The 25,723-nt window shown below is 44.8% G+C and carries 24 protein-coding genes; 3 read left to right on the forward strand and 21 right to left on the reverse strand.

The features are described from left to right. The coding region (locus ACWB0I_RS08600) for a YeeE/YedE thiosulfate transporter family protein (protein ID WP_479387646.1) at positions 1-957 on the reverse strand (957 nt) is incomplete at its 3' end. Between the two features lie 172 nt (positions 958-1,129). Beyond that, positions 1,130-2,596 (reverse strand): SLC13 family permease, encoded by a 1,467-nt coding sequence (locus tag ACWB0I_RS08605; protein WP_479387647.1) that lies wholly within the window; start codon positions 2,594-2,596, stop codon positions 1,130-1,132. Positions 2,597-3,419: 823 nt separating this feature from the next. On the opposite strand from ACWB0I_RS08605, the gene ACWB0I_RS08610 reads away from it, so the two are divergent. Continuing rightward, entirely contained in the window at positions 3,420-3,899 is a 480-nt protein-coding gene (locus tag ACWB0I_RS08610; RefSeq protein ID WP_479387648.1) for an FKBP-type peptidyl-prolyl cis-trans isomerase, read from the forward strand. Between the two features lie 131 nt (positions 3,900-4,030). Here the strand turns inward: ACWB0I_RS08610 and ACWB0I_RS08615 are convergent, their stop codons facing one another. From ACWB0I_RS08615 to ACWB0I_RS08660, 10 genes are all read right to left on the reverse strand, one after another. Continuing rightward, entirely contained in the window at positions 4,031-5,647 is a 1,617-nt protein-coding gene (locus ACWB0I_RS08615) for a multiheme c-type cytochrome (protein WP_479387649.1), read from the reverse strand. Between the two features lie 19 nt (positions 5,648-5,666). Continuing rightward, the gene (locus tag ACWB0I_RS08620) at positions 5,667-6,713 is read right to left on the reverse strand and encodes a cytochrome b (RefSeq protein WP_479387650.1); all 1,047 of its coding nucleotides are present in this window, start codon (positions 6,711-6,713) and stop codon (positions 5,667-5,669) included. Beyond that, a complete protein-coding gene (locus tag ACWB0I_RS08625; RefSeq protein WP_479387651.1) occupies positions 6,710-7,174 on the reverse strand; it encodes a QcrA and Rieske domain-containing protein in 465 nt (154 codons plus the stop codon). The genes ACWB0I_RS08620 and ACWB0I_RS08625 overlap by 4 nt, the downstream gene beginning before the upstream one ends. Beyond that, the gene (locus ACWB0I_RS08630; protein WP_479387652.1) at positions 7,174-8,055 is read right to left on the reverse strand and encodes a 4Fe-4S binding protein; all 882 of its coding nucleotides are present in this window, start codon (positions 8,053-8,055) and stop codon (positions 7,174-7,176) included. Before ACWB0I_RS08630 ends, ACWB0I_RS08625 begins: the two co-directional genes overlap by 1 nt. Positions 8,056-8,057: 2 nt before the next feature. Next, positions 8,058-8,555, reverse strand: coding sequence for a 4Fe-4S dicluster domain-containing protein (locus tag ACWB0I_RS08635; protein ID WP_479387653.1), 498 nt, complete (start codon positions 8,553-8,555; stop codon positions 8,058-8,060). Then, positions 8,548-8,814 (reverse strand): chaperone NapD, encoded by a 267-nt coding sequence (locus ACWB0I_RS08640; RefSeq protein ID WP_479387654.1) that lies wholly within the window; start codon positions 8,812-8,814, stop codon positions 8,548-8,550. The genes ACWB0I_RS08635 and ACWB0I_RS08640 overlap by 8 nt, the downstream gene beginning before the upstream one ends. A gap of 4 nt (positions 8,815-8,818) precedes the next feature. Continuing rightward, positions 8,819-9,382, reverse strand: a complete 564-nt coding sequence (locus ACWB0I_RS08645; protein ID WP_479387655.1) for a 4Fe-4S dicluster domain-containing protein — start codon at positions 9,380-9,382, stop codon at positions 8,819-8,821. Between the two features lie 75 nt (positions 9,383-9,457). Beyond that, entirely contained in the window at positions 9,458-11,728 is a 2,271-nt protein-coding gene (locus tag ACWB0I_RS08650; RefSeq protein WP_479387656.1) for a molybdopterin oxidoreductase family protein, read from the reverse strand. Between the two features lie 28 nt (positions 11,729-11,756). Beyond that, complete coding sequence (locus ACWB0I_RS08655; protein WP_479387657.1) at positions 11,757-12,137, reverse strand: cytochrome c3 family protein; 381 nt, start codon at positions 12,135-12,137, stop codon at positions 11,757-11,759. A gap of 50 nt (positions 12,138-12,187) precedes the next feature. Beyond that, positions 12,188-13,648 carry an alginate export family protein gene (locus ACWB0I_RS08660; protein ID WP_479387658.1) on the reverse strand — a complete coding sequence of 487 codons (1,461 nt, stop codon included), beginning with the start codon at positions 13,646-13,648 and terminating at the stop codon, positions 12,188-12,190. Between the two features lie 242 nt (positions 13,649-13,890). Here ACWB0I_RS08660 and ACWB0I_RS08665 point away from each other — a divergent pair, with 242 nt between their 5' ends. Both ACWB0I_RS08665 and ACWB0I_RS08670 read left to right on the forward strand, forming a co-directional pair. After that, positions 13,891-15,816 carry an ATP-binding protein gene (locus ACWB0I_RS08665; RefSeq protein ID WP_479387659.1) on the forward strand — a complete coding sequence of 642 codons (1,926 nt, stop codon included), beginning with the start codon at positions 13,891-13,893 and terminating at the stop codon, positions 15,814-15,816. After that, a complete protein-coding gene (locus ACWB0I_RS08670; protein WP_479387660.1) occupies positions 15,791-17,182 on the forward strand; it encodes a sigma-54-dependent transcriptional regulator in 1,392 nt (463 codons plus the stop codon). The genes ACWB0I_RS08665 and ACWB0I_RS08670 overlap by 26 nt, the downstream gene beginning before the upstream one ends. Before the next feature lie 72 nt (positions 17,183-17,254). Here the strand turns inward: ACWB0I_RS08670 and ACWB0I_RS08675 are convergent, their stop codons facing one another. The 9 genes from ACWB0I_RS08675 to ACWB0I_RS08715 form a co-directional block, all read right to left on the reverse strand. Continuing rightward, positions 17,255-17,479: a hypothetical protein gene (locus ACWB0I_RS08675; protein WP_479387661.1), complete on the reverse strand. Its 225-nt coding sequence runs from the start codon at positions 17,477-17,479 to the stop codon at positions 17,255-17,257. An 883-nt stretch (positions 17,480-18,362) separates the two neighbouring features. Next, positions 18,363-19,616, reverse strand: a complete 1,254-nt coding sequence (locus ACWB0I_RS08680) for a multiheme c-type cytochrome (protein ID WP_479387662.1) — start codon at positions 19,614-19,616, stop codon at positions 18,363-18,365. Between the two features lie 51 nt (positions 19,617-19,667). Continuing rightward, positions 19,668-20,030, reverse strand: a complete 363-nt coding sequence (locus tag ACWB0I_RS08685; protein WP_479387663.1) for a hypothetical protein — start codon at positions 20,028-20,030, stop codon at positions 19,668-19,670. Positions 20,031-20,032: 2 nt separating this feature from the next. Continuing rightward, entirely contained in the window at positions 20,033-21,625 is a 1,593-nt protein-coding gene (locus ACWB0I_RS08690; RefSeq protein ID WP_479387664.1) for a PepSY domain-containing protein, read from the reverse strand. Between the two features lie 107 nt (positions 21,626-21,732). Beyond that, positions 21,733-22,266, reverse strand: coding sequence for a DUF1858 domain-containing protein (locus ACWB0I_RS08695; protein ID WP_479387665.1), 534 nt, complete (start codon positions 22,264-22,266; stop codon positions 21,733-21,735). An 18-nt stretch (positions 22,267-22,284) separates the two neighbouring features. Then, positions 22,285-23,520, reverse strand: a complete 1,236-nt coding sequence (locus tag ACWB0I_RS08700; RefSeq protein ID WP_479387666.1) for a DUF438 domain-containing protein — start codon at positions 23,518-23,520, stop codon at positions 22,285-22,287. A gap of 21 nt (positions 23,521-23,541) precedes the next feature. Further along, entirely contained in the window at positions 23,542-23,955 is a 414-nt protein-coding gene (locus ACWB0I_RS08705) for an RrF2 family transcriptional regulator (protein WP_479387667.1), read from the reverse strand. A 263-nt stretch (positions 23,956-24,218) separates the two neighbouring features. After that, positions 24,219-24,398, reverse strand: a complete 180-nt coding sequence (locus ACWB0I_RS08710) for a hypothetical protein (RefSeq protein ID WP_479387668.1) — start codon at positions 24,396-24,398, stop codon at positions 24,219-24,221. 8 nt (positions 24,399-24,406) lie between these two features. Further along, positions 24,407-25,723, reverse strand: a 1,317-nt coding sequence (locus ACWB0I_RS08715; RefSeq protein WP_479387669.1) for an alkaline phosphatase, incomplete at its 5' end; no start/stop codon positions are given.

Below are 25,723 nucleotides of genomic sequence, written 5' to 3' on the forward strand. Positions count from 1 at the left end.
AGCAAACAGAGCAAAGGCTAAACTACTGAATGCCAGCTGCATGCCACCGGAGAGAATATGCCCACTGGTGCAACCACCGGCCATGCGCGCTCCCCAGATGAGCAAAAAACCACCCACAAAAGCCCAAACTCCCCTGTTCCAGGCAACACTTCCCCTGTAATGCTTCCAGTTACTGTGAATCAGAGTAAATTTGAATTCTTTTTTGATCAATGAAATAATCAGTCCGGCCAGAAAAGCTCCGGCTAAAAAGATGAGCTCCCAGCTCCCGGGCTTTTCAATCTTTAAAAAATATTCGTGATTACGCAGCCCCATAAGATAATCGGCCCAGTAAGGATAGGTTGTGGAAGCGCCGATTGGTCGATTGGAAACCAGATTTAAGAAGACAATGGGATTGAGAATAGCCAGACCAATACCAGAATAGACCCATTTTAAGTCCGCACTCTGTTCCTTGCGCTGTAACCAGAATGCCAGCCAGATGAAGAGCGCTCCTACCAGAAAGAGCAAAACATAAAAAGGCCAGCCGCTGCCAACCAGGGTATGCAAAGAAAGTTTTCCCCAATTAGGTCCTAAAACGTTTTGTACAGCAGGAAACGCAACCGTAAACAATCCCCCGGCCAATAATCCCCCAATAATTCCAATCAGGGCATCCAATGAACCTTCTCCCAGAGAAATGGCCAGGGTACCAGGACAATAGCCCAAAATCGCCATTCCTATTCCAAACAACAGTCCGCCTAACACAATTCCACCTACCAGGAATGGTTTTACATGATAAGAGGCCAGTCCCAGAGCTATTTCAATATTCAAAAAAATGGCGCCCAGTCCAATGGCCAGGGCAATGGTTTTTGCCACCGTAAGGTCCTTTAAGATCGCCAGCCCACTAATCACGTCGTAGCGATTCAGATGCGCGTATTGCAAAATCGCGCCAAAGACAAAGCCCAATATTATAATCTTCAACATCGTGTGATTACCTCCTTATTAATTAAATTATCATAGATTTCTGCCATATAAAACTGTAGCTGTCATTCTGAGGAGTCCTGATAATCGGGACGACTAAGAATCTACTGTTTTTATTTAACTTATAAGATTCTTCGCTTCGCTCAGGATGACAATTAATGCAATTTTGCAGAAGTCATTTTAAATTCCAGATTAGAGGCAAAACAAATTTAACCAGTAATGTAATCAGTACAGCGCCAATGACATTTAAAACAACGCCGATACGGGCCATCTGTGGGATGGTTAAATATTTACTGCCAAAAACAATGGCATTGGGCGGCGTAGCCACCGGCAACATAAAGGCATAGCTGGCTGCAACGCCCGCCGGAATGATGAGTAAAAAGGGATGAACGTGCATGGCCAGGGCAACGCTGCCCATCACGGGAACAATAATGGCTGCCGTAGCGGTATTGGATGTCACTTCGGTTAGTAACATGCTTAGAATGATCACCAGAAAAATGATGATTATCAGATTCATGCCCTGTAACACAGAGAGCTGAAGGCCAATCCAGCGGGCCAGGCCGCTTTCGCTAAAGGCCTTGGCCAGGGCCAGGCCACCACCAAACAGGAAGATGACATCCCAGGGCAGCCGCACAGCCGATTGCCAGTCCAATACGAATATGCCCTTCTGCCAATCCACCGGGATTAAAAACAGGGCAATGGCCCCGGCCATGGCGATGGTCGCATCGTGAATGGTAGCCGGACCAATATGTACAAATCCGCGACTAATCCAGAGCAGGGCGACCATGCCAAATACGATCAAAACCGCGCGCTCGGCTTTTTGCATTTTGCCAATTTTTTCCAGTTCCGATTCCAAAAGTTCTTTTCCGCCCGGCAGACGGCTAATTTCGGGAACCGAAGCAAAGCGCGTCAGATAAATCCAGGCGATCAAAAGCATTAATATGGCCAGAGGCACGCCAAACAACATCCACTGAGCAAAGCGGATATGAACGTGGTAAGTCTGCTCCACAAACCCCACCAAAATTGTATTGGGCGGAGTACCAATAATGGTTGCCACGCCGCCAATCGAAGCAGCATAGGCAATGCCCAGCATGAGCGCCGTACCAAATTTAAAATGAGGCGGTTCGGTGTTAATATCATATTCGCTACTTGCATTGATGAATTGCACCGTCTCTTTTAAGACAGCCAGACCGATGGGCACCATCATCATCGTTGTGGCCGTATTACTGATCCACATGGACAAAAAGGCGGTAGCCACCATGAAGCCCAGAATAATCCGATTGCTGCTGAAACCGACCAGTTTAATGGTGTTTAAAGCCACTCTGCGGTGTAAATTCCATTTTTCCATGGCAATGGCAATTAAAAATCCCCCCATGAACAGAAAGATCAAATGGTGCGCATAGGGAGCGCTGGCCTCTTTGGCGCTTAGAACGCCTAAGGCGGGAAAAAGGGCCAGCGGCAATAAAGCGGTCGCCGGAATGGGGATGGCTTCGGTTATCCACCAGATGGTCATCAAAGCTGCCACGGAGGCGACTTTTACAGCGGGTAGTTGTAATGTGGAATACCCCGGTAAAAAGATCAGGATAGCTACAAACAGAACAGGGCCAAAGAAGAATCCAAATTGCTTACGTCTCTCCATCATGGCAGACTCCTAAAGGCAGTTTTTCCATGCTCACCCTATTTAACAAAAAAATAAATTCGTTTCAAATCTTATCTGCATTGGGCTTACTCTTCTGTCCTTTAGTACGGCCACAGGAAAACTCATTCAAGGATTTAACTTTTCACAAGACAGCAAAAATTTTTGCATACTCAGGCGAAAAGCATTCTGATGGAAAAATTTTCAAAATAAGCAATTTTACCAAATAGAATTGTACTTTCGCAACCATAGGTAATTACAATAAAAACTCATTTTAATGCCAGGCACACCGGCCTGTTTAAATTTGACCGGAGATAAGGTCTTTGGTTTAAATTCTTTCTGGGAAAACAGTCCTCTCCTATTTTGTCCTTTCTCCACCTGATTCCAAGGCAGCAAAGCCGCAACCAAAACTAACCGCAAAGAGCGTAAAGAAGTCGCAAAGAACTCCAAGCATTTTTCAAATTAAAAATTAATTGCCCTCCCCCCATCGATCTCCCTCTCCCAGAATACAAATCTGGGAGAGGGGAAGACTTGTGTGTGAAATTTTAACATGTATTGGGGATTTCTTACACGTGCCCCATTCACGACCGATGGTCGGCCCGATGCTTATTCAACCAATCTACAATTCAACAATTCAACGGTTTTGTTTCTTCACACTGCATAAAAATTTTCACACGCTAATGCATTACATCTTTTGAAAGAAGTATTCCAAAAACCGGCAAATGTGCTGCAAATAATCAGAAATTTTCGGAATAAAAATTTGGATTTGACGTTTAATTCTTGTAGTTTAAATAACAATAGTTTTTAAGTAATTTTTAGGAGTTTTTAAATGCAGATTTCAGACAATAAGGTTGTGTCTATCCATTACACCCTCAAAAACGACGCGGGTGAAGTTCTGGATAGCTCAATCGGTCAGCAACCACTTATCTACCTGCATGGCAGGAAAAACATTATCGTTGGTTTAGAAAATGCACTCACAGGTAAAAATGTTGGCGACAAATTTAATGTGGATGTTCCTCCGCAGGATGCCTATGGCGAACGCAATGAAAACCTCTTTCAGGAGTTGCCCAGAGAGGTTTTTCAGGGCGTGGACAACATTGAACCAGGCATGCAATTTTACAGCGAAACATCCGAAGGCGTTCAGATGATTACCGTAACCAAAGTGGAAGGCGATACCATCACGGTGGATGCCAACCATCCTTTAGCAGGTGAAACCCTGCACTTTGAGGTAGAAGTGGTCGATGTTCGTGATGCTACGGAAGAAGAATTGCAACATGGTCATGTGCACGATGGAAGCCACCATCACTAAGCCAGAACAACATTGAATCTGAGAATATCCTGGTAAAAAATCCGGTTTTAAACCGGATTTTTTTTTGTCCTGCAGGTAAAAAAAGGCGCCGACCTGCAAAGGGACAGATCAGCGCCCTGATTCAATGTCTATTAGCGGTTTGGAAAGAACGATTTTCCTGGCAGAACCAGATCAATCACCTGCTCTTTCATCTTTTGCAGATCGTAGGCATTCCGTTGTTTGTAAATATTAAACGTAGAATCGACTGCCGGCGTATTGGCAAATTTGGTTCCCAGATAATAATCTTTGTTGTTAAATCGTTCTAACCATATCTGCCACTGCTCATTAGAAAGCAAGCCCCGATTGTAAGCGGCTTCAACATTTTTGTAGATGCGATCCCAGTAGTCAGCAAAATTGTTGTAAACAAAGGGCGTGGTATTGGTCTTGGTCGGAATGCCCCAGGCATTACCCGGAACATCGTACAGGGCGTAGGTGATGAATTTGGTTGGGCTTTTGGAAGCCACGATCTTTTTGGCCTCTGCATCACCGTGTTCAGCAGCCCATTTGATCAATTCCGTCAGGTCTTCCTGCACTTCCCAGATGCCGTGCCATTGCGTAAAATCGGCGCCCATCATCTCAGCGCCCATGCGGAACCGCCGCCCTTCGTGATGCCAACCATAATACATCAGATGCTCGGGGTCTTCATCCCAACCGTTTAAAACCGGATTAGAATAAAATTTACCATTGACTTCCAGACGACTGATCTTTCCATTTTTGGTAAGCTTTTTGGTCCAGTAAACAAATTGACGGCGAATCTCATTGTATTGCAGGTTAACCAGGTCGGCTGTTAACAGGTACATCTTGTAAAAATCGGGGGCATGACAACTGGCGCAAATGGCTTCCATGCGTTCCCGTTTTTTCTGCCAGCTGCCCAATTTATCTTCATTCCATACCGTTCTAAAGCTCCAGGTCATTTGCGATTCCCAGGCCAGGCGCGCGCTCACATTGTGTGTCATGGGCTGTGTTTCGTTGGCTTCCATATGACAGGTCGTACAAACCGGCGCTTCCAGAGGGATGGGTTCCCCCTGTTTTGACGTGTAATTCATATCCCAGTGTGCCGATTTAGCCTTAAAAATATTACCGTGTTTAGATTCCAGATAGATTTCGAGCTGTGGATGATCGGGTCCAATATGGCACTCGCCGCAGGTTTCCGGCTGCCGGGCCACCGCTTTACTAAAGGAATGCTTGGCATGGCAAACATCACACTCCCCTACGCTTCCATCGGGCCAGAGATTGCCGATATTATGACATTGTTCACAACCATGCCGCGTAGCGATGGGGAATTCAAACACGGCGCGGTCTGCATTCTTTAAAAGCCAGAACTGATGCGCGTGTTTGCTATCTGCAAATTCATTGACCTGTTGTTCATGGCACTTGGCGCAATCTTTTGGCGTAGGATGACGGCCAATCAAAATATCGCTGCCTGTACAGGTAAAGGCATCAAAATCGTCTTTCGATGCTTCATGGCACTCATAACAGCCCGTACCAGACACCGCATGTTTACTCTCCTTCCAGGCTTCAATTTGATTTACCGCAATCCCCTTCTTTTCGTGGCAGGTAATACACTTTGCCGACATGGCGTCCACTTCAATTTCCGGTTTGTATGACCGACTCTTCTTCATCTCCATGCCAGCAACGATTAACAGAGCAACAATTAACAACACGCTAAAAATACCGATGAGCCATTGTTGGGCTTTAACAGAATCCATATATCCTCCTTCGATTTATTTAAATTACAATTGTTTCCCAGATTGTTAATAACAGAGTAATGACCAGGGTCAGAACTCCGGCGGTTTTGCTGAAAATGGTGCGTTTGCTCTTGTCCTTAGAAATCATCGGTTCAATGAAGGGCCAGAAGGTAAAAACCAGCACAAAAGCAGCTGTGGCGTAAATGCCAACATGTAAAGGCACCATTTTTAAGAACCGATAGGTGGGGAAAAAGTACCATTCCGGTTTAATGTGTTGCGGCGTAATAGCCGGATTGGCCGGCTCACCAATTCCCGGCGGCAAAATGACGGTTAGGGTGCTTAACAGGGTCAGCAAAAACAAGGTGGCGATGATTATTTTGTAAAAATGGTGTGGATAAAAGGAGTAATACTTTTTCTCAAATCCTTCGGGGATGGAAACGCCATGCAAGCGTAGAATAACGATGTGCAGGAAGATGAAAAAGAAGATGATCCCAGGTAAAATCATGACATGTAACGTGTAAAAGCGCGTTAATGTATTGGCATTCACCACATCGCCGCCACGCAGGAAAAAGAGCATCACATGGCCAATGAGCGGCACTTCTTTGATCATGTTGGTTCCAACCGTGGTAGCCCAATAAGAAAGTTGATTATAGGTCAGGGAGTATCCGGTAAAAGAGATGGTCATGGTTAAAAAGAATAAAATCACTCCCAAAATCCAGTTCAATTCGCGCGGTTTACGGTAGGCATGGGTGAAAAAGACGCGCGTGATGTGTAACAACAAGGAAATAATCATTAAATTAGCGCCCCATCGATGCAACCCTCTGACCCAAAACCCCAGACGCACGTCTTCGGTAATGTGTCGGATACTTTCGTAGGCCATTTCCGGAGAAGGCATGAAGTAAAAGGTAAGAAACAATCCGGTCAGCACCTGAAAGCCAAACAAAATCAGCGGCGTCGCTCCCATGGCAAACAGCCATTTTTTCATGTGCGTGGGGATGGGTTCTTTAATAAATATCTTTTCGTTGAATTCAACGAATTTGTCGTAATCGATAGGGAAGCGTTCCAAAATCCATTGTTTAAATTTCATACCCATGGACTCCTTACTTTGTCTTCCACATAAACATAAATCTTGTGATTTTCGATGACCACCTGATATTCATCCAGCGGGCGCGGAGGTGGGCCGCCGATCACATTGCCCATTTTGTCGAATTTTCCTTTATGACAGGGACAAAAAAAGCGCTGTTTGTCCTGTTCCCACTTGACAATACATCCCAGATGCGTACAGATACCGGACATTACTTTAAAGTGGCCATCATAGGGGACGACAAAGATGGGCGTTTTACCCAGCGAAATCTGTTTGGGACGGCCATCTTTAAATTCTTTTTCATGAGCGACCAGGTATTTGTGATAGGTTTTTGGTTTGCGCTTTGGGAAGATGTAGAGAAACAGATTACGCACAAACATCACAATGGCAGCTCCTAAAGCTGTGAATACACCGGTTCGGAAAAAGAATTCTCTGCGGCTCAGCTTTTTATCTTCTTCGGGCATTACCATTCCTCCTTTTTATTTAATTGTTTCTCTCTCTGGCTTTTATAATGAGGTGTAATTGTTGTCAACTCTTTTAAAACATCGATTTTTAAAGCCTCTCCATAAAAGTAACACTCCTGCACACAGGCTCCACAGTTAAAACAGGAGGGATAGATCGTATTTGATTTTGGATTCAAATAGAGCGGACATTGTTTAACGCAGGGAGAATCGACCTCATCCTCTGAGCAAATGCAATCCAATTCGTTGTAAACAATTTTTATTCCCTTTTTGTAATGAAAACGCTGCAATAAGGCGCCAACCGGGCAGAGCTCGCGGCACCATATTCGTTTAAACAGCAAGACATCCAGTAACAGTACAAACACAATGATAAGCGACTCCCAGCCGACGACTTTCAAAAATATCAGATCGCCTAAAAACACGCCGATTTGACCGGGCATGGAAACAAAATACAACACAGGAAAGCCGGCTATTAAAGTAAGTACCAGCCAGCCCGTTAAAATAGCCCAATATCGTTTAGGATGGGCTGTAAAAGCCAGGGCTTTTTGGGGGACAATCTTTTGCAACCATTCGGCCAGTAAATTGTAAGGGCATAAAAAACTGCAGAAAAATTTACCCGCCCAAAAGGCGATGAACAACGGTATTAAAATGCCTATCAATAAACTGATGGGGAATTTAAAGGTGAGTAAAACATGTTGCAGGGCAAATAAAGGGTCCACAAAATCAATGTTCCAGATACGCAAACTGTAGTAATTGCCAATTAAAAAAGTAAATTGAAAAAGATTTAGCAGCGGTACCAATATCAGAAACAACAGAGAGAGTATTTGAATGACGCGCCGTTTTCTAACAAAAAAAGAGATGCTGGTTGTCTTTTTGCTGGCCATTCTCAATCCTCTCTAAGCACCACAATCGATGGTTCTTCATTAGGACAGACATTTTCACAAATGCCACAGCCCACGCACTTGTCCTCTACCACCACCGGGTAAATATCGTCTTTCAGGATGATGGCTTCGGTGTAGATGGGGCACCTTTCGTAACAGGCGCGACAAATAATGCCCATGTACGGCAGACAGGTATCCTGATTGATCTTAGCTACGCCCATGCGTACTTCTTCTTTTTTGACAATGGGCTGTAGGGCGTCTGTGGGACATTCCGCCGGGCATTTCATGCACAGGTAGCAGGGCACGCTTCTGGGAATGATTACCGGCGTGCCGGACTGTTTACCGAAACTCGATTTTACAACCTTAATACTCTGGTAGGGGCAAACTTCCACACAACGTCGGCAGCGGATACAGTGCGCTAAAAAGTGTTTTTCATCCAGTGCGCCAGGTGGGCGCAACGGAGGCCGATGGTTGGCTATTTTATTCAGAATATTCTCAAACATGTTCATCCGATGTTTGGTCAAACACTTCGTCTTCAAAATTGGCATAAGCCGGGAAAATGCCTAAAATGGCGGCATCACTCTTTTGCAGCTTTTCCAGAAATTTTTCCAGATCGGCCGGCGGAGTCGTTTCCACCACCGCTACAATGTACTGTTCCTGATGAATGCCATAAGTAGTAATTTCCGGAATCTGTTCCAGACGTTTGTACACGTTTTGCACCTCTTCCTTCTTAGCCAGGATGGCTACTCCTGCAATGGCCACTTGTTTATCCTTTCCTGTTTCTGGGTTTTACATGGATGGCTGATGGATCTACCGGACATGACGAAATACAGATACCACAGCCCGTGCACTGCTCTTCCTGCACCACCGGCCGCCCGAACGGAGTTATGTTCAACGCCTCATCGGCTATTGGGCAGGCATTTACACAGGTCCGGCAAAACAGACCATCATAGGTCAGACAACGGCGGGAGTCAATCCAGGCAACGCCATTCAGTTTATTGGCAAATGCTTTGTTTAAGGCGCCTGGCGCACAGTGTTGCACACAGGGCAACGTTTCACAAAGATAGCAAGGTTGTTGCTGTGGATCGATCACCGGCTTGCCAAAGAACGGTCTTTGTTCATCGCGGCAAACACGCAGGGCCAGGTGCGGACAATGGGCCACACATTCGTAACATTCGGTACAGCTCTGTAAAAACTCCGTTTCGTCTTGCACCCCGGGCGGAAGCAACTTAAAAGAAGCGTCACGATCGGTGGTACGAGAGGCTTCTTTAAATAGTGTAAAAAAGCTCTGGAAGAAAACTTTTCTGCTTACTTTGTCGGCCCCATTCATGCCAGTCACTCCATTAAAAAAAGACCTGCCTCGTTAGATCAAGAAAGGAGCTGAGGCAGGTCCGGTGTGTTATGCCTAAGCTTTTCTGATTCTTGCAGCACAGACCTTGTATTCCGGTTCCTTGGAACCAGGATCAAAGGCATCCACGGTTAGCACATTGGCCATCCACTCGGCCCAGTGCCAGGGGATGAACAGGGTACCCTTTTTCGGGCGCTTAATGACCCGCGCCTCGATTTTGAGCTGTCCGCGACGTGTTTCCACAATCACCTGGTCTTTATTTTTAATGCCTAGGGCTTTGGCATCTTCAGGATTAATTTCTACGTAGGCTTTGGGAACGGCTCTTCGCAACTCGGGTACCGTGCCGGTCATAGTCGATGTGTGCCAGTGTTCTAAAACACGACCCGTGCTCAGGGCAAAGGGATATTGTTCGTCTGTGGGTTCCTCCGGCCCTTTGTCGGGACGGGCCCAAACAACCGCGCGGCCTTCGGGTTTGCCATAGAAGTAAATCCAGCGTCCCTTTTTCTTTTCAGCCGGTAATTCATCAAAGATGGGGTCGCCTTTCACATAGCGCTTGTACGTTCCCGGATGATCTTCAGACGGCACTGGCCAGCGTAAACCGCGCACTTTTTTCAAGCGTCGATAGGTGGCCCCGCTCAGATCCAGGTCGCGGCCTTTGGTAAGACTGATGTATTCATTCCAGATGTCTTCTGCCGTTTTGTACTTTTCAAACTCTTTCTTGAATCCCATTCGCATGCCCAGGTCACGCAAAATAAACGCATCCCAGCGTGCCTGGCCCATTGGTTCCAGAATTTTGGGCATGTATTGGGAACGGCGTTCCGTACAACCATACACCCCTTCCTTTTCGGCCCAGAAGGCAGCCGGCAGGAGCACATCGGCATATTGGGTTGTTGCTGTTGGGAAGAAGGATTCGGCAACCACCACAAATTGTTCTTTGAGGCCTTTCCAGTATTTACTGGCATTGGGCAAGGACTGTGCCGGATTGGTACACATGATGTAAATCCCTTTAATTTCGCCTTTGTTCAGAGCCTCGAACATGGCAACGGTGTGTTTGCCGGGTTTGGGTTTGATATTTTCAACCGGTACACCCCAAACTTTAGCCACTTCTTCGCGGTGTTTCGGATTTTTAACCACACGATGGGCCGGCAACAGATGACACAAGCCGCCGCCTTCACGAACCCCGCCACAGGCATTGGGCTGACCGGTCAGCGAAAACGAATCACAGCCCGGTTTACCAATTTTCCCGGTCAACAGATGTAAGTTGGTAATCAGATTGTTGGCCCAGACGCCGCGTGTGCGCTGATTGATACCCATCGTCCACATACTCATGGCTGTTCTGGCCTGGCCAAACATACGGGCTGCCTTTACAATATCTTCGGCCGGTACGCCGCTTACCTTGGATGCGTATTCCGGTGTAAATTTTTCCAGGAACTGTTTGTACTGCTCGTAGGTCAAATCCTTTTTGTTATCCTTAAAAGCCACATTGTCTTTGATAAATTGTTCATCGGCATAGCCTTCTTTTATGATAATCCGCGCCATGGCGTGTAAAATAGCCAGATCCCATCCCGGCCGGGGATAAAGATGTAGGTCCGCAACCTGATCGGTTGGAGTTTTACGCGGATCAATAATCAAGATTTTTACATTCGGATTTTTGGCTTTGTGCCGGACAATGCGTTCAAAAAGAATGGGGTGCGCCTCGGCTGTGTTGGAACCGATGAGCATAAACATCTCGGCTTGTTCAATGTCATCGTAGGCGCCAGCGGGCTCATCCAGTCCTAATGAGGATAAGTAACCGCCCACGGCGCTGGCCATACACAAACGCGGATTTCCTTCCATGTTATTTGTACCAATGCAGCCTTTGAACAGCTTATTGGCCATGTAGGTCTCTTCGGTTTCGGCCTGCCCGGAACCATAGAAGGCCAGGGCATCGGGGCCATGCGCTTTACGAATTGCATTGAATTTTTCAGCCACAAAATTGAGCGCTTCATCCCAGCTCACCTTTTCGAATTTGCCATTGCGTTTGATCATGGGATGAGTGAGTCGTGTTTTAGCATAAATAATCTTGTGCAGGTAAAACCCTTTGACACAAAGGTGCCCTTTGTTGATCGTATTTTCTTTGTCCCCCCGGATGGCTGCCACTTTACCATTCTTCACACCGATCATTACACCGCAACCGACGCCACAAAAACGGCAGACGGATTTATGCCACTGCATGTCATTATCAGCGAACAGAGGTTTTGCGCCACCGGGTAAAAGGGCTGTACCAATACTGGCTGCAGCTGCGGCTGCAGCCGTTGTTTTGATGAATTCTCTACGGGTTACGCCCATTTTTCCCTCCAATATTCTAAATCATGGTTTATTTGTGAAATTTAAGATCGTGCGCCTTATGGCACTCAAAACAATTGGTATTGCCACCTTTTGAGGCATCAACCGGTTCACCGGTGTGGCAATTTAAGCAGTTGTCTGTGTTCGGCTTGGCGAAAAATTCTTCCTGTCCATCACCATGGCACAAATAGCATCCGAAATTCATCATGCCATGCTTGGTAGTTCTCCATTCGCTTACAATTTCCGGCGTCACTTCTTCATGGCATTCGGTACAGGAGATCGAAAAATCTACCTCAGGATGCTTTTGTTGGCCCTGGCGGCTTCCATCCTCCGCCTGAATTTGCCAGGCAAACAGGACAAAAACACCCAGAGCAAGCGTAAATAGTAATTTCCAAAATTTGCTTCTCATCATTCACTCCCCTTTTTGTTAACGGAAAAAGGGGCTGCAAAAGCCCCGTAAGTTTAAAATTTGTAAGTGATGGTGGATTTCAGTTCCCAGGCGCCGTCGCTAAACGAATCGGTACCATTGATCAGATAGCCGGCAGCCTTTCCTGGCATAAAATAACCGCCACGAAGAGTGAAGTCTAATTCATCATAAATCTTGTAACTGCATTTAAAATCCACTTCCTGGCCCAGGTCCGAAGCGGTTGAACTGTAATCCGGATTACCATTGGCATCCCATTTGGGAATCGGTTGAGTGGCCTTAATATAGCTGTAGGAACCGAATAGAGATAATTTTTTAATGGGTTTAAATGTGGCGTTCAGTTGAACGATGGTCGAGTTTTCCAATTCACGATAGCCGCGAATGTTGGGGGCACCCAGGCCCTGTGGCGTGATGCCTTCTTCATCCGGCATGATGGAATCTTCCCAGATTTCCGTAATGTAGAAAAATCCGGAAGTACGTAGCTTATTGACATTTCCCTTGCCGCTGGTTACGTCATTGTCGCCGGAACCCATGCCAAATACGCCGCCAATCGAGAGTTTGTCGGTTGTAGCATGCGTTAATTTGAGATAAAGATTGTAGCCGCTTAAATTGCCGTCATTCATGTCCAGCATCTGCTTGGCGCCGTGGTTTGTATTATTGATGTCGTCTTTACCCATTAAAAAGTCGGCTTCAAAATCGGCGCTGATTTTTCCCTTTTTAAAATTTCCGGAAAGCCCCACGGCCATCAATTGCGTAATCTGCGGTGAAAAACGGGTTTTGAAAAACTGTAAATGTTGAGGGATGTAAGCATTGGGACCGGTGGTATCTGCTGTACTCAAATCCTGATAATACATACCATAAACGTTAAATTTAACGCCTTTTTTCTCAGAGGCTAAATTGAGCATTAAAAGATCTGCATCGCGGCCGTCCGTATTCTTTCTTTCATCTGGAGCTAAGGTTTTTTCGTCGCTCAGACCATCTACGCCTTCGGACACTTTGGCCCAACTTAAGGAGAGTTTTTTACCCAGCACGTTTTTCAAATCCACCTGAACCCCGTCGTAATTATTGTCAACCATAATCTTATGGCCCAATCCATACCACATGCGCCCCACACGGAAGGTCAGTGGTTTTTCCGGCAAATCGAATTCGATGTAAGCCTGATCCACATGAAACAGAAAGTTGGTATCTTTAAAATCAAATAAGGCACTTCCCCCGGCCGTACCTGTTCTTAATTTGCTTTTCAAAGCGTTATCAACACCCCACCAGCCCTGAGCCATATCAAAACGCGTAATGGCCCGCAGGTGCTCGTTGACCGCTGCCTGAACTTTAAAACGTAACATCTGTACAACATAGTTGTCGTTGTACTTGGCCTTGCCAAATGTAAAATTGTGCTGCGATTGTCCCCAGGCTGTGTAAACCCCATTTACCTTAAAATCAGCCGAGAACAAAAGCCCTACCAGTAAAAAAACAATTAAAATGAATTGTGTGAAACGTTTCATAACACCTCCATCTGTAGATTAACATTAATGAACCAAAATTCACATTTCCTTAAACAAAATACATGCCAGAAACAGACAAAAGATATAACTTGTTGATTTTTCAGTAATAAAAAAATTAAGAACAGAAAAAAGCGATTAAAAAACTGACTGAATACTGTCACCTGACGATGTACGGTCAGTTTTTAAAAAGATTTGAAAAAAAGCAAAATTAAACTCAAATTAACAATTGGAGGTGTTATTCGATGAATCTGACGCGCAAAAGCATTTTAATCATTGGGGTTACCACAACCATTATTCTATCGGTTATTTTCGGCGTACTGACTATTCGTTACAACAAACAGATCGAAAACACCCTGTTGAATAATGCGCGCACCCTTTACAGAATGGTTGTTGCTGTCCGTAGCTGGGCCTCGGAATATGAGGGGGTGCTGGTCAGAAAAAGAGCCAATACCAAAATCAATCCCTTTCTGGCCCATCCTATTTTACTCACCCAAAAGGGCGATACCCTGGTTTTGAAAAATCCGGCTTTAATCACTCGCGAACTCAGTGAAAAAAGCAAACAATTTTTAGGGAATGCATACTTTCACATGGCCAGCAAGCATTATATTAATCCCGTTAACAAGCCGGACGCCTTTGAACTAAAGGCATTAACTTTTTTTGAAAGGGATTCAGCCAAAAAGGAATTCTACCAATTTGAAACCATAAACAATCAGCTCTATTTTCGTTACTTTGCGCCTCTTTACACCAAAAAATCGTGTCTCACCTGCCACGCCAGCCAGGGCTACCACGAAGGCGATTTGCGGGGTGGCGTGAGTATTGTTCTTTCAGCAGACTATTACCAGAAAGCGCGTTCAGAGAATTTGCAGTTTATGATCCTCTCTTCGCTCATAACCATTCTGATTCTTTCACTCATTTTGTATTGGGGCCTGCACAAGATTATTATTCATCCCATAGAAGAGCTCACGGCTGCAGCCGAACGGATGGAAACCCAGGATTATCAGTTTACACTTCCAGCCATTAACAAAGCCAGTTTAGAAATACAGAAATTATTCAATACTTTTGAACGCATGCGCCAGTCCATCCTGGCTTATTTAACCAGCTTACAAATGTCAGAGAAAAAATATCGGTCTCTCATTGAAAACTCCCTGGAAGCCATTGCCATTGTTGACCAGACCGGTTTCATCATTGAGACAAACTCCCGTTTTAAAAAATTATTCCAGGATCACCACAGGTTTCAGGGACTTAAAATAACGGATTTAATTGATCAGCAAAACATCCGTTCTCTTTCCGATACACTCAACCCCAATACTCGGCATTATGAGTCAGAGATCAAATTAGCTGAAGATCAGAATATTCCGGTGGAAATTTTTGAAATCAGCAACATTCAGCTTTCCCAGGATAAGACCATCAATTTTTATTATCTTCGTGATTTAAGATTGCGTAAGAAACTGGAAACCTACAGCCTGCAAATGGAAAAAATGCTGGTACTGGGAGAACTTTCAGCGGGTATTGCCCACGAATTGAGGAATCCGTTATTTGCTCTGTCCAATAATCTGGATTACTTGAAATCGAAGTTGGGTCGACAAAAAGAGTTTTCTGAAATTTATCCTGAACTCATTGAAAGTCTCAACAAAATCCACAAGATCGTTTCGGCCATTCTGGATTATGCGGCTCCGCATCCGCCCGAATTCAAAACAGTGGATCTCATTCAGATCATCGATCAGTGTTTGATTCTGGTTCGCAAAAAATTCGAGAAAGCCAACATCAAAATTAAACAGGAATTTGTGGGAAATTGTTTTTTGGTTAAGGCCGATCCACACCAGATGGAACAGGTATTTGTCAATCTGATTATGAACGCCTTTAAGGCCATGACCGAAGCCGGTGAATTAACCATTCGCGGTCTTTGCAAAAACCATCGCACTGAAATCTCCATCATCGATACCGGGGTGGGTATTCCTGAGGAAGACCTGCCAAGAATTTTCGACCCCTTTTACACCCATTTTGAATCGGGCACCGGCCTGGGTCTTTCTATTGTGCAGAAAATTTTGACGCAACATCAAATTAAATATCGGGTCTGTAGTAAGAAAGGGAAAGGAACCACCTTTACTTTGTTTTTCAGAAACAGTGTACAGGAAAAAGAAAATGAAATTCGACATTCACATCGTTGACGACGAACAGACGGTTGCTCATTCCTTAAAAAGGATTTTGAGTCATCCTGAACGTGAAATTGAGGTTTCTTTAAGCGGCAAACAGGCAATCGAAAAGGCCCGAGAGCAGGCCTTTGACCTTTTTCTTTTAGACTACCGCCTTACCGATATGGATGGGCTTCGTCTCTTTGAGCAGTTAAAAAGCTCTAATCCGCAGGCCATCTACATTTTTGTTACCGCTTTTGGTAATGTGGAAACGGCCGTAAAGGCCATGAAGGCCGGGGCTTTTGATTTTATTCAAAAAGATCAGAATCCCGACGTCATTCGTTTCACTGTGCAACGGGCCCTAGACACCATCCGTTTGCGCAAAGAGGTGGAATTGCTCAAAAATTCATTCTTTCAGGAAAAAGAAAAACGTCAGATTGTAGCCGAATCTCCGGTAATGAAGGAAATTCTTCAAATAGCAAAAAAATATGCTCAAACAGATTGCACGGTTTTGATTACCGGAGAGACGGGCACCGGCAAAAATATTCTGGCAGAATACATCCACTACCAGAGTAATCGATTTAATAACCCATTTCTGGCCATCAACTGTTGCACTATTCCCCCAAATTTAATGGAAAGCGAATTGTTCGGCTACGAGAAAGGAGCGTTTACTGGAGCCCACACCAACGGGAAGGTAGGCTTAATCGAACAGGCTAATGATGGCACCCTGTTTCTAGATGAAATAGGAGAATTGACGCCTGAACTTCAGGCCAAATTATTGTACATCATTGAAAAACAGGAATTTTTACGCATCGGTTCAGTAACTCCTCAAAAGGTGAATACGCGGATTATTGCCGCCACCAATGTCAATCTGGAAAAAATGATCGAAGAGAAGGCTTTTCGCAGTGATCTGTACTATCGGCTCAATGTGGCGACCATTAAATTACCGCCCTTACGGGAACGTAAAGAAGACATCATTCCTTTGAGTAAAATTTTCATTGAAGAATTCAACAAGCGCTTTAATAAAAACGTGACAACTATTTCCGAGGATGCCAGCGAATATTTAATAAACGCCCCATGGAAAGGCAACATTCGGGAATTAAAAAATTTACTGGAACGGGTGATGATTTTAATCGAAGGCCAGAAGCTAACGTTTCACGAAATTCAAAATGCGCTCACGCCATACAACAACAATTCCGGGCAGAGCGCCAAGACCGCCTTTTTTTCCGTGCAATTGAATCCGGAAAAAGGCGTTAATCTCATTCAGGAAAGTCAGAAACAATTGATCGCCGAAGCCCTAAAGCGCTGCAAACACAACCGAAGTGCAGCGGCCAAAATGTTGGGCATTCCAAGAACTACGTTCAACTTTTATCTTAAGAAATTTAACTTAACGGATAAATAGCAGTTTTTAATCTGATCTTCTAGCCCGCTTTTAGTTTCAGCAAGTAACATGCTGATGGCGGTCATTTTATGCCTACCAGACATAATGAGATGGACCCTGCTTAAAATAACCGGAAGCTATTTTTGTCACTTCCTGACCATTGAGTTCATAGATGATCAGATTACCTTGTTGGGCTTTGTACAAATCAAGAGCAAGGACCACCTGTCCATCGAAAGGATTGGGATATGGATTGTGCAAGCGCATGTCCTGAGGGATTGCTCTGGTCTTTTGATCCAGCGCTTTAGCCGGATTTAGCACCTACAGCCAGGGGGCGTTCTCCCCTTTTTTGGAATCCATGAAACGCACATCAAAAGAGATGAAGGGGACTTTCCCCCGTAACCAGAAATCAAGAATAAAATTGTTATCATCTTTATTGGGTTTAAAATCAAGGACGATTGAAGCTTTCTGCTGCGCATCTTGCTAATAAAGACAAAATTTTCTAGAATACAGGGCTGAATTCCAATAGTGCAAACCGTTGAAACGGTTTCCTAATTCAACCTGTAAGGATGATTTATGTTTTGTGTGTTTTTCTTTTTCCCGCCGTTGAAACGGCGGGCTAATTTCATGTCGTCCCTACAGGCCGATTCACGTTTTCTGTGTTTTTGCTTTACCCACCGCTAACGCGGTGGGCTACAAATATTTCGTCCCTACGGGACTTTTTAATTTTTTAGTGTCTCAGCTTTAGCACAACCGACATTTTACGTAAGAAGTTCAGGAGGAATATTTCTAAGGCAGCAGAGCCGCAACCTTTAAAAAACCACAGAGAGCGCAAAGAAATTATTTGCCCTCACCCCCTCGATCCCCCTCTCCCAGAATAAAAGTCTGGGAGAGGGGGAAGACCTGAGTGGGAAATTTTCTCATCTGTATTGGAAATACCATTCACGACCAATGGAAATTTGGAATGTCAACCCGATGCTCATTCAACCATTCAACAAATCAACAATTCAACAGTTTCACTCCACCACACGGCACAAAAATTTACGCATCCCGCTTTAGAGGGATAGCTCTTCTGAAGGAAGAATTTTAAATATCCTTAACCATCAAATAAGTCGTCATTTATCAAAGCGCCTACACGTTTCCCATCATAAATAGAAAGGCCGGTAGTCCACAGCAGACCACCGGCCGGTAAAACGATCACGCTCTATTTCTGAGCATGTTTTTCACGCAGTTCTTTAGCCTTTTCCTTAATTTCCGTCAAATCACGAACCATTTCACTCCATCCGTACCACAACGAGTAATCGGGATTGTTGTGGAAAGCTCCCTGAAATAGTCGCATACGGTGTTTCAAATGCATTTCAAACAAAGTTTGCTCAATGGTTGTCGGTGCATCATGAAATGTTAGCAAATCGGGGAAATCACTGCTGTAGCCTTCCGGTCGTTTAAGGATGCCGTCTTTGTAGAGTCCGACGACAATTCGAATAGCCTCGGCCAGCAGTTTATCGCCCTCCCGAATCAATTTATCACCTTTTGCCAATTCGGCTCTGGCAAAGTTTTCCGAATGGCATTTGGAGCAATTATTGATCATTTTTTGGCGTTCTTTGTCAAAATCTTCTTTGCTCAAGCGGGCCACCTGTGCCTTGGCTACCACATCCAAACGTCCGGTTGGTTTTCCTTCCGGGCTCAAAACACCCAGGGCCTGAAGGATGGTCACGCGATCTTTCCACCATTCTTCATCTTCGCCCGGATAGGGTGCCAGCCCATTCGTACGCACGGCTAAAAAGCCCCAGGCCGTTCGCACTTCATGATTACCATCAGTCATATGGCAATCCTGACAGGTTGGAGCCGAAGCGGATGCATGAATTTGTCCGGTCTGTTTTAACAGGGCGCGCACGCCGTGCTTAGAGGAAGAATACATTTCCCACTGAGGATGGTCAAAGCCCATGTGGCAGGTCTGGCAGGCCTGTGGTTGCTGCGCTTCTTTTTTAGAAAACGTATGACGGGTATGACAGGCATCGCAGGAAGCCACCCCAAAACCAGCACCTTCTTTCTTTAACTGTTTGATTTCCTCTTCCGTTTTCAGCCCCAGTTTGTGGCAACCTCCACATCCTTTCATGCCCTCGGTTAAAGCAATAGGTTGATGATGGATGGTAGGCATGGCTTTCATGGCCGCCCAGGCCATAGCATGTTTACCTTTTTTGTACTGAGCCACCTGATCTTCATGACAGTTAGCACAGGTTTCTGGTGTGGGAATGTTCACTTTAGCCACATCTTTTGCGCTGGTGTGGCCGTCACCATGGCAGGTAGAACAGCTCACATCGTTTTCGGCATGTTTGCTTAGCTGCCAGTCGTTAACAATACCAGGCGTCACATCTTTATGGCAGGTCACACAATTCTCCTGTTCTGCAAACAGGAAACTGACGCCAAAAATGAGAAGAAAGATGAGTTGAATACGCATAATACCTCCTTACATTAAGTGAATAAATTATGAAAACAACTGAACGCTGTTCTATCTATTTTGATCACCTCCTTTCGGCAAACTTGAGTGATAGAAATCCTGAATTTTTTTATTATTCCACCAGAACAGAACAAAAACAAAAAACAGAATAACCAATCCCATAATAAGAAGCAAACGAAAATAGGGCAATTCCATGGCCAGGCGAAATCGCACAAACATTGCCGTGACTCTAATCCATTCGGCAATGGACAATAATAACAAAATTTGCCAGATTCTGGGCATCCAGGGCCGACGAATCAACAGAGTAAATGAAAATAACAATACAGGCAAAGCAAGAGCAATTCCATGAAAACGCAAAACATGTGCAGAAAATAGAACATCGGCCAGGATCATTGGTAGTAAACGTAAAAACATGCCTAAACCTCCATCGGAAATTTACGGACATAAAGAGTTGTGGGAATTCCCGGACGCTCAGCCGTCTGTCTTCGGAATTTACGATAAGCCCAGTCAAATAAACCGCTCAAAGTTAACAACAAAAAGGCGATCGATCCCAGGGGAATAAGCAAAATGTAAAAATCGCTTAAAATAAATTTGAAAAAGCGCCCGTTATGCCATTCGAACATGTAATTCCACAAACTCATTGTGTGCTGACGGTTCATGCTTTGCGGAACATCCCATAAGTGAACCACCTGCCCCTGTAAATTACAAATTCCCTGTTCATGGGTCGTCATCCATTTTGAGCCATCCGCTAATTCAAAATAACCGGTCACCATCCATTTGGCCGGCCGTACAGACGAAACCACTCCGGCTATTTTTCCGCTGATCAAATCAAGAGCACGATCTGTTTGAGGATCGTACTCAAAAAGGCCGTTAAATGAGCCTACACGATAATGCCCTTCTGATGTAAATTCAAAATGCGTTGGGCCCATCACAAATATTGGTACATTTAATTTAATCTTAAAAAAGGGCAGATTCAATTCTGGGGGCCCAACCCAGATACCATCCGCAGCTGCAATCACCAGGCGATAGCGTTTTGAATCATAAAGGGCATTATGTATTTTCCCTTCCCAGGGATTGGGATTTAATTTTCCGGGGTAAAAGCGTCCGGAAATTGTTTTTTCCGCTATGGCCACCAAAAAAGGCGGACGTAAAAATAAGCCAGTACTGCCTAAAAGCAGAAAAAATATGGCAACGATGGCACCAATTTTGATGTGCCATTTATTCCAGCTTCGCAGGCGCTGAATGGTTTGAGGTTTAATTCGCAGACTGCGTAATTTTTTGTTGCGCCAGGGCCAGAACCAAACATAAAAGCCCGTTATGCTGGCAAAAATAATGATCAGCCCCATTAAATCCATCAGTAATCGTCCGGGCAGCCCCCAAACTTTTCCATCATGCAAATCAAAAAAGAGTTGAACAAGGGTAACGCGCTTTTCTGCCACACCACGCGGAGGCGTAACTTTTGAAAAATGTTGTGGAAAATTGGCTAAAGAAGTACGAAAAAGGTTGGATTCCCCAACAACTACGAGGTTGTTCTTAACGACCAACACTTTTTTTAGTTTTTCATTTTTAACGGGGAAATTAACTTTGTGCCAGCGTAAGTCGCGCAAGCTGGTAAAGTACAATCCGCCATCTGTGGCAGCCAGAAGAAGCGAATCACCTTTGTAAGGCAGTAAAAGCAGATGGTTGGTTTTTTGGTAAAATGCAGATACGGGAAAGCCGTTTCCCAAAAAACGAATAGAATCCGAGGCAGTAACCTGCCAGACCCCTTTTTTGCCATACAAAAAGACAGAATTTCCACGAACCGGCAGGGCTCCAATAATGCTACTCCGGTTCCAGTTTTCAATTTTGTAGGGCGCGGGAATCATCCAGGAAGGCACGTTGATAGTTGCCATCTGTTCAGGATGATTAAGAATGATGCCCGAAATGCTCATCCAGATTAAAAAGGGAATCAAAATAATGCCCAGCATCTTGTGTAACCAGCGCGATTTGCGGTATAGGGATTTACTCATGACCTCTCTTCCTTCCAGATTGCAGCGTTCATTGTGCTGAATTACCTGCCTTCCTTTTCAGGTGTTGTTTTTTCGGTTGCAATAAGCCTTTTTGTGTTCGATTAAACTTACTTCCCAACAAAAGTCCAGTGGGATTCATCTTGTTGCTCATCAATCTGATGATGAACCCGGTAACCGGCTTCCTGCATTTTTTCAATCAACGGTTCTGGTTTAAAATTGGTCTTCAGAAGCAAATATTGCCCCTTGGCCAATTCCTGCATACTCTGCATGACGGCACCCAGAGGGTGCTCTCCCCGATTTAACATAGCCCCACCGTCGATCACTTTCGCAGGTTGTCCCGTAATCCAATCCGGCATGTTTCCGGACACAGGCGCTTCTGTCCCGGTTTCTTCTTCCGTCTCCGGAGTAAGCGGCGCCATTCCAACTTTGTTGCGTAAGGTGTTCACCAGATAATAGACATCCAGCTTACCTACAGCGGCCACTTTTTCCAGGGTGGCTATCTTCAGAACCGTTTTACGCAAAATCGGATTTTCCAGATTTTTGTAAACCGGAGAGAGTTGCTTTAATTCCTCTTCCAGATAAGGAAAAGCTTTTAACAATTCTCCCAATTTTGTGTGGCGATTTAGATCTATTGTACTCATTAGAATGGACTCCTATTTTTATTCATCGTATTGTAATAAACGACGTTCACCTTCTAAGGCGCGTAGTTCGGTTAGATCCTGGGTCACTTCCAGGGTTCCTAAATAGTCTCCCTGCTCATTCCGAACGGCGTAGTACGAAATGTAAATAAATCGTCCTTTTAATTCGATCCAGAAACGAGCTACGTCGTGCTTGCCTTCTTTAAAATCTTTTAAAATCTGATTCACAATGTGCACGCTTTTGGGAGGATGACAATACTGCACTTTACGTCCCAGAATCGTACGGGAGCGGTCAAAAATGCGCTCTTTGCCCGGACTAAAATAGCGCACGGTGTCGTCCGCATCCACAAAGGTCAGATCAACCGGTAAGGTTCTGAACACATGAATGAGCTGCTCCAGAGAAAAGGTGCCGGTTGGTAAATGAATCTTATCGCCGCTGGCATTCACTTTTTTGGTCGTTTCACTGATGCCCCCTTCCGGAATCCATTCAAACTGCGGATCGTAAAGACAAAAGCCAATTTCTGCGCTTTGCTGGTAGATTTCGTACCAGTCCTGTTCGCTGAGCAAATCTCTGGCAATGGGAAAGAGAATTTTTTCTTCTTTGTAAATCATCTCCTCCACGGCTTCCAGGGCTGGTTCAATGGCCAGTTTACCAAAGGCAAAGGCTTCATCAGAAGAAATTTTTTGCACCTGATGTAAAGCCTCAATGACTGATTTTAAATAATCTCGCGTTTCGTCGTGTTTAGCCCACATCACGCTGGAAGGGCCGGGCATGTTGTTCTTTTCAAAAAAAGGAAAGATTAAGTTTTCTTTCCGCCGGTAATGCTTGTCCACATCCATCAATTCATTCAACACGGTCTGGATTTCATTCAAGATTTGGGCCGTGTATGCAAGGGAAGCCTGTTGCATTTTATTTATCTTTTGTCGAATTAAAGCCGTGCGTTGCAACAAGGCCTGGTTTTCCTGTAAAAAGGTGTGCAAAGGATGGCCTGGTACTGTCTCGGGCATCTCAACTAAATCCAGGTGCTTCTTCAGTACATTGGTGTGCACATCACACAGTTTGGTAATGCTCTCTCGGGAAATTCCCTCTTCCATCAATTGAATTTCCATCAAAAAAACATCGGAGTAATCTGCTTCCTGCAACACGCTCTCCAGCTGACGCCGAACCTGTTCTTCGTCCCGTCCTTCATGTAACTGACGAATCAGGTCTTTCATGACCTCGATTCGTTCCTGCCGATTATTTATTAATTCACTCATTTGTGCTCCTCACAATACATGCTAAATTCTTTCACCGGTCACTCGCTCTAAATCTGCCAATGTGGTATTGTACATCAAATCCCTTAATTTCTGTTGAATTTCCGTCCAGAAGTGGTGCAAGGGACAGGGATGTTCATTGGAGCATTGCGGAAAACCTAAAATACAGCGCTCATAATCTTCCAGCCCCTCAACCAAATCCACAATTTCGTAAAGATGAATGTCTTCCAATTTTTTGGCGATTTTAAATCCGCCGTGTTTGCCCTGTTCCACCTGTACCAATCCGGCCTGCGACAGCTTGCTCATCAACCGTCCCAGGTATTTGTAAGGAATATTCAGCTCCTTATGTAAAACATTGACAGAAAAGCGTCTCTCTTTGTTTACGGCCAAATAGGTCATCACTCTAATGGCGTGTTCTGTTGTTTTTTTAAAGCGCATAATTACTACCTCCTTGTAGGAATTTAAAGTATATTTTTTCACAATGCAAAAAAAATTACGATCCTGCGCTTAAAAATCGAGTTTTTTTATCTGAACATGCGGCTTAAATGGAGGATTTTTTTATTAGCCATCGGGATTAAAATGGGGCCGATATTATTCTATCTGAAGAATTGGGGCAAGGTCTCTGAGTCGATTCAATGATAAAACTTCGTTCGCTTCAGTAAGCGAAGCGAACGAAGGGCGGGGTTTCACCTTTTTCAGGCTCAGTCTTTTTCCGCTTCGGCCTTGATTTTTTCAGCGGTTTCCCGGTAGTAATAATTACAATTTCCTTTTTTCACGTCCGGGCTGAGATTTAATTTCTGGATGACCTCTTTGATTTTTTTCTGGGGTAAGCCAAATTCTTTGGCTATTTTCCCTGCGGTTAGTAACTCTTTATCAGCCATAGATCCTCCTATTTTGTTTTGTAAAAACTGATTAACACGTTACCCACATCGCTATTGTCAATGAATTTTCCACGCACCGCATCCGTCCCATCGATTTTTGACGCAAACTGTTCGCTGCCCTGCCCTTTTGCGTAAAACGGAATTAATGAATTGGTGTGCCCGTGCGTGTGGAATTCCATCCCGGGCATCTGGCCTTTTCCGTTATTAACCAGAGGGGGCCAGACCTGTTCCACCGGCAAAGGGGGGTTACCTGAGTAATCCGTTTTAGCACCTGGTCCGGTTAAATAGCCTGTTTCATGATCACCTGTAACGATGATCAGCGTTTCATCCCAAGAACTGTGCGTCTCCACCCACTGGACGGCAGCCTGGACGGCCCGATCGAAATCCAGTTTTTCTTCGATCAAACGTCCAGGATTATTGGCATGTCCGGCCCAATCCACGGCTCCGCCTTCAACCATCAAAAAGAAACCATCCGGATCGTCATCTAATACATTCAAAGCGCCCAGGGTCATGGTTTTTAAATCAGGCAGTCCTTTATTAAAAGGCACCGTAAACGCTGGGGCCTTGGGATCTCCAGGGCGATTGTGCTGTAAAGTTGAACCTACCTTTGCCAGGCCAAAAACCCTTTCCGGTGTTTTACCAGAAATTAAATGGACGAAATCAAGGCTATCTTCGATCAGAGACCAGAACTCATTCAAACCGTCTCCATCTGCATCATTGCCCGCTTCCCCGTTCCTTAAGGCGTCAAAAGTGTAATCAGCAATAAATTCGAAGTGGGCATTTTCCTGTTTTTGAGCATAATCATCGTATTCCGGATGTCCGGCGCCCATGATGACTTCCAGGCCGGATTTAAAAATCATTTCATCTGCGATCTGGTGGTAATTTTTGCGACTGGTATTATGAACCACAAAGCCAGCCGGTGTGGCATGACTAAACGGAACGGTGGTCACCACTCCTGTGGCTTTTCCTGCTTTTTCTGCCACTTCCACAATGTTGGTCATAGTCCTGTCCGTGGAATCCACGCCCAATTTCCCATTCCTTGTTTTAACTCCAGTAGCCATTGCCGTAGCCGAAGCCGCAGAATCGGTAGGTTTGTTTAGAACATATTTAAAGCTGCTCCAGGCTTTAACGGGATCATAGGTTCCGTCAACCGGAAAGGTACTCATGGCATATTGGACCGGAAAAGATTCAAACACGGACTGACCTGTCGTTCCAGATGCATAAAGATCTGCTGCTGCCACCTGATTGTAACCACATCCATCGGCAATAAGCACAATGATATTCTTAGGCGGCACGAGCTGCTCTTTGCAGGCATTAGAGAAAAT

It is taken from the genome of Caldithrix sp. (genome assembly GCF_056497305.1).

What these genes read in the sequence shown, in the direction of transcription:
- ACWB0I_RS08605 (WP_479387647.1), bottom strand. Translation starts at nt 2,596, where the DNA reads ATGATGGAGAGACGTAAGCAATTTGGATTCTTCTTTGGCCCTGTTCTG.
- ACWB0I_RS08610 (WP_479387648.1), top strand. Translation starts at nt 3,420, where the DNA reads ATGCAGATTTCAGACAATAAGGTTGTGTCTATCCATTACACCCTCAAA.
- ACWB0I_RS08615 (WP_479387649.1), bottom strand. Translation starts at nt 5,647, where the DNA reads ATGGATTCTGTTAAAGCCCAACAATGGCTCATCGGTATTTTTAGCGTG.
- ACWB0I_RS08620 (WP_479387650.1), bottom strand. Translation starts at nt 6,713, where the DNA reads ATGAAATTTAAACAATGGATTTTGGAACGCTTCCCTATCGATTACGAC.
- ACWB0I_RS08625 (WP_479387651.1), bottom strand. Translation starts at nt 7,174, where the DNA reads ATGCCCGAAGAAGATAAAAAGCTGAGCCGCAGAGAATTCTTTTTCCGA.
- ACWB0I_RS08630 (WP_479387652.1), bottom strand. Translation starts at nt 8,055, where the DNA reads ATGGCCAGCAAAAAGACAACCAGCATCTCTTTTTTTGTTAGAAAACGG.
- ACWB0I_RS08635 (WP_479387653.1), bottom strand. Translation starts at nt 8,555, where the DNA reads ATGTTTGAGAATATTCTGAATAAAATAGCCAACCATCGGCCTCCGTTG.
- ACWB0I_RS08645 (WP_479387655.1), bottom strand. Translation starts at nt 9,382, where the DNA reads ATGAATGGGGCCGACAAAGTAAGCAGAAAAGTTTTCTTCCAGAGCTTT.
- ACWB0I_RS08650 (WP_479387656.1), bottom strand. Translation starts at nt 11,728, where the DNA reads ATGGGCGTAACCCGTAGAGAATTCATCAAAACAACGGCTGCAGCCGCA.
- ACWB0I_RS08655 (WP_479387657.1), bottom strand. Translation starts at nt 12,137, where the DNA reads ATGATGAGAAGCAAATTTTGGAAATTACTATTTACGCTTGCTCTGGGT.
- ACWB0I_RS08660 (WP_479387658.1), bottom strand. Translation starts at nt 13,648, where the DNA reads ATGAAACGTTTCACACAATTCATTTTAATTGTTTTTTTACTGGTAGGG.
- ACWB0I_RS08665 (WP_479387659.1), top strand. Translation starts at nt 13,891, where the DNA reads ATGAATCTGACGCGCAAAAGCATTTTAATCATTGGGGTTACCACAACC.
- ACWB0I_RS08670 (WP_479387660.1), top strand. Translation starts at nt 15,791, where the DNA reads ATGAAATTCGACATTCACATCGTTGACGACGAACAGACGGTTGCTCAT.
- ACWB0I_RS08680 (WP_479387662.1), bottom strand. Translation starts at nt 19,616, where the DNA reads ATGCGTATTCAACTCATCTTTCTTCTCATTTTTGGCGTCAGTTTCCTG.
- ACWB0I_RS08685 (WP_479387663.1), bottom strand. Translation starts at nt 20,030, where the DNA reads ATGTTTTTACGTTTACTACCAATGATCCTGGCCGATGTTCTATTTTCT.
- ACWB0I_RS08690 (WP_479387664.1), bottom strand. Translation starts at nt 21,625, where the DNA reads ATGAGTAAATCCCTATACCGCAAATCGCGCTGGTTACACAAGATGCTG.
- ACWB0I_RS08695 (WP_479387665.1), bottom strand. Translation starts at nt 22,266, where the DNA reads ATGAGTACAATAGATCTAAATCGCCACACAAAATTGGGAGAATTGTTA.
- ACWB0I_RS08700 (WP_479387666.1), bottom strand. Translation starts at nt 23,520, where the DNA reads ATGAGTGAATTAATAAATAATCGGCAGGAACGAATCGAGGTCATGAAA.
- ACWB0I_RS08705 (WP_479387667.1), bottom strand. Translation starts at nt 23,955, where the DNA reads ATGCGCTTTAAAAAAACAACAGAACACGCCATTAGAGTGATGACCTAT.
- ACWB0I_RS08710 (WP_479387668.1), bottom strand. Translation starts at nt 24,398, where the DNA reads ATGGCTGATAAAGAGTTACTAACCGCAGGGAAAATAGCCAAAGAATTT.